The sequence below is a fragment of the Desulfosarcina sp. genome (genome assembly GCF_055467485.1).
The window spans coordinates 1-6,185 of the sequence record NZ_JBUOIV010000114.1 but is presented as its reverse complement, the minus strand read 5'-3'; the positions used below and the strand labels follow the sequence as shown (position 1 = coordinate 6,185).

4 protein-coding genes and 1 pseudogene are annotated in these 6,185 nt (G+C 59.6%); 4 read left to right on the top strand and 1 reads right to left on the bottom strand.

Annotated elements, in window-relative coordinates:
- Nucleotides 1-142 precede the first annotated feature (142 nt).
- On the bottom strand, nt 143-781 hold the full coding sequence (locus ACZCED_RS24505) for a response regulator (protein WP_464862058.1): 639 nt from the start codon (nt 779-781) through the stop codon (nt 143-145).
- A 240-nt stretch (nt 782-1,021) separates the two neighbouring features.
- Between ACZCED_RS24505 and ACZCED_RS24500 the strand changes: the two genes are divergently transcribed.
- From ACZCED_RS24500 to ACZCED_RS24485, 4 genes and pseudogenes are all read left to right on the top strand, one after another.
- Entirely contained in the window at nt 1,022-2,452 is a 1,431-nt protein-coding gene (locus tag ACZCED_RS24500) for a circularly permuted type 2 ATP-grasp protein (protein WP_464862057.1), read from the top strand.
- Between the two features lie 265 nt (nt 2,453-2,717).
- Complete coding sequence (locus tag ACZCED_RS24495) at nt 2,718-3,692, top strand: alpha-E domain-containing protein (protein ID WP_462972129.1); 975 nt, start codon at nt 2,718-2,720, stop codon at nt 3,690-3,692.
- Nucleotides 3,693-3,705: 13 nt separating this feature from the next.
- Nucleotides 3,706-5,796, top strand: a pseudogene (locus ACZCED_RS24490) (transglutaminase family protein); the annotation flags it as partial.
- Between the two features lie 91 nt (nt 5,797-5,887).
- A partial coding sequence (locus ACZCED_RS24485) for a TRAP transporter large permease subunit (RefSeq protein WP_464862056.1) occupies nt 5,888-6,185 on the top strand: 298 nt, incomplete at its 3' end.

Sequence of the window (6,185 nt, the reverse complement as noted above, 5' to 3'; positions counted from 1 at the left end):
ATGCGGGCATTCATCATTTTCAGGATGTTCTGCGCGGTGGTCAGGCAGTCTTTCAGTTGGGTCAGGACTTGCTGAATGATTTCAACACGATTTTCCGGGAAAAAGGCCTTTTCATCCGGATGCGCGAAATATCTCAACTCGTTTACGATAATTCCGATCCGGTCGGATTGTTGATTTCATGCGCGATTCCAGCCGCAAGCGGACCGACGGCGGCACTTTTTTCCCTATGGGCGATTTTGGCGGAAGCACGCCCATACATGTCCTGCAACTCAAGGATCCGCTGTCCGGCCCGTATACGGGAGAGGAATTCCTCCTTGGCATTCTTTCCGGTAATCATGATGATATAGGCATAGTCGTTGCGGTTCAATTCGCGTATCCTGCGGCAGAGCGCGATCCCGTCCAGTTTCGGCATCATCCAGTCCGAAACGACAAACCGGCAATTTCCGGTCTGATACATTTCCCAGGCCTGCATACCGTCGCGCCCATGATCCACGTCATGGCTCAGCTTGGATAGGATCTTGCTCAAGATGCTGCCGGATACGATGTCGTCTTCCGCGATAAGTATTTTCAATTTTTCCAACGCGTCACCTTGCATCGTGAATGGAAGTAACCGCCTGAATGCCTGCTGCACGGTTATCGGAACGGTCTGTTTGGATATCGGTACCCGCCCGGCAATTCTTAACATTAGATGACAATCGCCATGCATCGCCCGCGCAGACGGACGATGCCTATTTGGGTTCGAAGGATCGCCGGCTTTTGGCTCAGCGTTACCGACAGACACGCGCCGGGTTGCCTCGCACAGGCCATGGTTTCTACGTCTTGCCCGATAAACAATTGCTATCCGTTGACCAATTCGATATAAATGTTTTCCGTTATGCTCGGAAATGACGGCCAAAAGGCTGCCCGAAAGCGCCCCCCACCCGCAACCGTCATTTCCCCTGCCGCCCCGGTGGAAGTGGGTTCAACATGCTGAAGCATGCAGTTTTTCCGTGCACGGCCCAATCATGGAGGAAAAGATCCGATGGAAACATTCAAGACGTATGATCCGGGTGATTATTACGATGAACTGATCGATGCCAAGGGCAACCCCCGGCCCGGATCACAACTGCTGGTGGACAAGATCGAGTCATTGCCGCCCGGGGACCTGGCCATGCGCCAGAAAGCCGCCGAGGCCCTGCTCCTCAAAATGGGCATTACCTTCAATGTCTACGGCCGCGATGAGGGCACCGAGAAGATCATGCCCTTCGACATCATCCCCCGCATCGTCTCGGGCAGCGACTGGCAGCAGATCGAGAGCGGGTTGAAGCAGCGCATCTTCGCCCTCAATGAATTCATCCAGGACGTCTACAATCAGAAAAAGATTCTGAAAGACAAGGTGGTCCCTGAAGACCTGATCCTCACCAGCCGGACCTACCGCAAAGAGTGCGCAGGCTTTACCCCGCCCCGGGGAATCTGGTGCCATGTGACCGGCACCGACCTGGTGCGCGACCGCGACGGGCGTTTTTTTGTGCTTGAAGACAACCTGCGCTGCCCCTCGGGCGTCTCCTATGTGCTGGAGAACCGCCAGGTGCTCAAGCGCACCTTCCCCCAGGTGTTCGAGGCATCCCGGGTGCGGCCGGTCGACGATTATCCTTCCAATCTGCTTAAAGTGCTGGAGTATCTGGCCCCGGATCACGTCCAAACCCCCACCATCGGTGTGCTGACTCCCGGAATTTACAACAGCGCCTACTTCGAGCACTCTTTTCTCTCCCAGCAGATGGGCGTGGAACTGGTGGAAGGCCAGGACCTGGTGGTGTCCGACGGATTCGTCCACATGCTCACCACCAAGGGCCTCAAGCGCGTGGATGTGCTCTACCGGCGAATCGACGACGACTTTATCGACCCGGCGGTGTTCCGTGCCGATTCCATGCTTGGGGTTAAGGGACTGATCGGCGTCTACAAGGCGGGACGCATCGCCATGGCCAACGCACCGGGCACCGGCATCGCCGACGACAAGGTGATCTACGCCTACGTGCCCAAAATTATCAAATACTACACCGGCGAGGAGGCGATCCTGCCCAACGTGCCCACCTATATCTGCCGGGACGAAAAGGACCGCTCTTATGTGCTGGCTCACCTGGATGAGCTGGTGGTCAAGGCCGCCAACGAGTCCGGCGGATACGGCATGCTGGTGGGCCCCCATGCCACCGAAGCGGAGCGGGCGGCATTTGCCGAGAAGATCACCGCCGAACCGCGCAACTACATGGCCCAGCCGACCATTTCGCTCTCCCGGGTACCCACCATCGTAGGCGACCGCATCGAAGGGCGCCACGTGGACCTGCGGCCTTACGTGCTCTTTGGCGAGGAGATTTACGTGCAGCCCGGCGGCCTGACCCGGGTGGCGCTGACCAGGGGGTCCCTGGTGGTCAACTCGTCCCAGGGCGGTGGCAGCAAGGACACCTGGGTACTCTAACAGAGTGAGGGCGGTAGTGAGATGTATTCACAGGCCCCTGCTTCCGTATGGAATAAATACCATCTAAATTTCCAGAACCGTTTTGCGAACGCATCAACTGGGAAAGGGGGCAGGCCGGAAAGGGTAGATTTTGGTTCGGACCAAGGCCGTAGCGGTATTGAAACCGGAGGCGTAGCGTCGCTACGTCGAGGATTTCAATATCGTGAGAACGCCGGCATGAACCCAAAGATGCCGTTTCCGGTCGGCCACCACAGGAGGAATCTCAATGCTTAGCCGCGTAGCCAACTCGATCTACTGGATGTGCCGATATATCGAACGGGCCGAAAATGTGGCCCGCTTCATCAGCGTCAACCTCAACCTGCTGCTGGACATGCCTTCGGAAAAAGGCAAGCACTGGGAGCCGCTGGTCATGATCACCGGTGACCAGGACCGGTTCGAGAAAATCAGCCCGGATTATAGCCAGGAGGCGGTGATCCGCTTTCTGACCTTTGATCGGGGATACGCCAACTCGATCCTGAGCTGCCTGGCGGCGGCGCGGGAAAACGGCCGCTCCATCCGTGAAATCATCAGCTCGGAGATGTGGGAGCATTTGAACAATTTCTACCTGGAACTGGCCGGCAATGGGAGCCTGACCATGGCATTGGAAGACCCCCACCGCTTCTTCAAGATCATCCAGATGCGCAGCCACCTGTTCACCGGCCTGATGGATTCGACCATGAGCCATGGCGAAGCCTGGAACTTCGCCCGCATCGGCATGATGATGGAACGGGCGGACAAGACGTCCCGGATCCTGGACGTCAAGTACTTCATGCTGCTGCCCCAGGCGGACCTGGTCAACACCCCCATCGACAACATCCAGTGGACGGCAGTGCTCAAATCCGCCAGCGCCTTCGAGATGTACCGCAAGGAACACCACCACATCACCCCGCGCAAGGTGGCCGGGTTTCTGATCTTCGACAGCCAGTTCCCCCGCTCCATCCGCCATTGCATCTCCAAGGCCCAGGTCTGCCTGCACCGCATCAGCGGATCGCCGTCCGGATCGGCCAACAACCTCGCCGAAAAACGACTGGGCCGCCTCAAGGCCGATCTGGAATACACCGACATCGACGAAGTGGTCGATCATGGGCTGCACGAATACCTGGACGGCCTGCAAACCCGTCTCAACGAGGTGGACGGGGCCATCGGCACCACCTTTTTCAACCTCAAGCCCCTGATCGAGGCCTCCACCAACGAACAATAGGAAAGGACACCCCGTGGGAATCCATGTTGCCCTGAACCACAAGACATCGTATCGCTATGATCGGCGAATTGCTCTCTCCCCCCACATTGTCCGGCTGCGGCCCGCACCCCATTGCCGCACGCCGATCCTCAGCTACTCTATGACGGTCATCCCCGAGAACCATTTCATCAACTGGCAGCAGGATCCCTTCAGCAACTACCTGGGCCGCCTCGTGTTTCCCGAAAAGACCACCGAACTTGTCGTGGAGGTGGATTTGGTGGCGGAGATGATCATCATCAATCCCTTCGATTTTTTCCTGGAACCCGATGCCGAGACCTTTCCCTTTTACTACGAGTCGTCGCTCAAAGCGGAACTGGGGCCCTATCTGGCCAAAGAACCGGCTGGAGAAAAGCTCAAAGCCTACATGGCCGAAATCGACCGCAGCCCCAGACCGACCAACAATTTCATGGTGGAGCTGAACCAGCGTTTGAGCCGCGATATCCGCTATCTCATCCGCATGGAACCCAATGTGCAGAGCTGCGAGCAGACCCTGACCCTGGGCAGTGGATCATGCCGGGACTCGGCCTGGCTGCTGGTCAACATCCTGCGTCATATGGGCCTGGCCGCCCGCTTCGTTTCCGGCTACCTGATCCAGCTGGCCCAGGACGTCAAATCCCTGGACGGCCCGTCCGGGCCGGAAGCCGACTTCACCGACCTGCACGCCTGGACCGAGGTCTACCTGCCCGGGGCCGGATGGGTGGGCATGGACCCCACCTCGGGGCTCTTTGCCGGTGAAGGGCACATTCCATTGGCCTGTTCGCCCCAGCCCCAGAGTGCGGCACCCATCACCGGCGCCCTGGACAAATGCGAGGTGGACTTCAGCCACCACATGAGCGTGCGGCGGATTCGCGAGGCGCCCCGTTCCACACGGCCGTACCCGGAGGATGTCTGGACGGCCATCGTGGAATTGGGGGAGGACGTGGATCGTCAGCTGGAGGAAGCGGATGTGCGCCTGACCATGGGCGGCGAGCCTACCTTCGTATCCATCGACGACATGGACGGTGAACAGTGGAACACCGGTGCCTTAGGAAAGGAGAAGCAACAGCTGGCCGAAACCCTGCTCAAACGGCTGCGCAAGCAGTGGGCCCCCGGCGGCCTGCTGCACTATGGACAGGGAAAATGGTATCCGGGTGAATCCCTGCCGCGCTGGGCCCTGGGCTGCTATTGGCGACGCGACGGCCAACCGGTGTGGACCGACGACCGCTGGATCGCCGACGTGTCCAAAGACTATGGCTTCGGCATTGCCGAGGCCAAGGCCTTCATCGATGCCCTGGCTGACAAGCTGGCAGTCAGCCGTCGCTTCATTCGTGAGGGCTACGAGGACATTCTGTATTACCTTCACAAGGAGCAACGGCTGCCGGTCAATGTGGATCCAGACGACCCCAGGCTTGAGGATCCCGAGGCCCGGTCGCGCATGGCGGAAGCCTTCCAGCGCGGGCTGGGGGCGGTGGTGAGCTACGTGTTGCCGCTGCAGTACGGTTCCTGGAAGAGCGGGCCCTGGCCGTTTCGGGGGGGGCACATGTTCCTTTTGCCCGGCGACTCTCCGGCCGGACTGCGACTGCCCTTAGAATCCCTGCCTTGGGTGGCCAAGGCAGATTTTCCCTATGATCATCCCCTGGACCCGATGGCCGAACGGGGCCCGCTGCCCGGGCTTTACGAAGGCCAGCAGGCCCTGCCAGGAAAACCGGCCGAACGGGTGGGTGACAGCGTACGCACCCAGCCCAGGCCGTTTACCGAACCGGCACCCGCGGTCGGCGAGTCCGCCGCCTGGGTGGTCCGCACGGCCCTGTGCGTGCAACCCCGTGGGGGCCGGCTGTATGTGTTCATGCCGCCGATCGTTTCCCTGGAAGGCTATCTGGAACTGGTGGCCGCCGTTGAAGCCGCCGCTGCAAAGACCGGTTTGCCGGTGCTCATCGAAGGCTACACGCCGCCCTATGACCCGCGCCTGGAGAGTTTCAAGATCACCCCCGACCCCGGAGTGATCGAGGTGAACGTCCAGCCCATGCACAGCTGGCAGGAACTGGTCGATTGCACCACCGCCCTTTACGAAACGGCCCGTCAGACCCGTCTGGGCACCGAAAAATTTCTGGTCGACGGCCGTCACACCGGAACGGGCGGCGGCAACCGAGGCGGTGGCCTCAACCGGCGGTCAGCTCATGCCGCCCATCATGGGGATCGCCGCTTTTGTGATGGCCGAATTGCTGCAGGTGGATTACAGCCGTATCGCCTTGGCCGGTGTGATTCCCGCCGTGGCGTTTTACATTGCCATTTTTCTCGCCGTAGACATGCATGCCCGGAAAACCGGGATGGGAAACCTGACCCTTGAGGAAATCGGCCGGATTGCCCCTATCGGTCCAAGGATCTACCTGCTGATTCCTCCGGTGGTGCTGGTTTTCGTCCTCGTGGTCGGGTATTCAGCCACTTATGCCGCGGTGGTGGGCGGTGCTGCCTGTA

What these genes read in the sequence shown, in the direction of transcription:
- ACZCED_RS24495 (WP_462972129.1), top strand. Translation starts at nt 2,718, where the DNA reads ATGCTTAGCCGCGTAGCCAACTCGATCTACTGGATGTGCCGATATATC.
- ACZCED_RS24500 (WP_464862057.1), top strand. Translation starts at nt 1,022, where the DNA reads ATGGAAACATTCAAGACGTATGATCCGGGTGATTATTACGATGAACTG.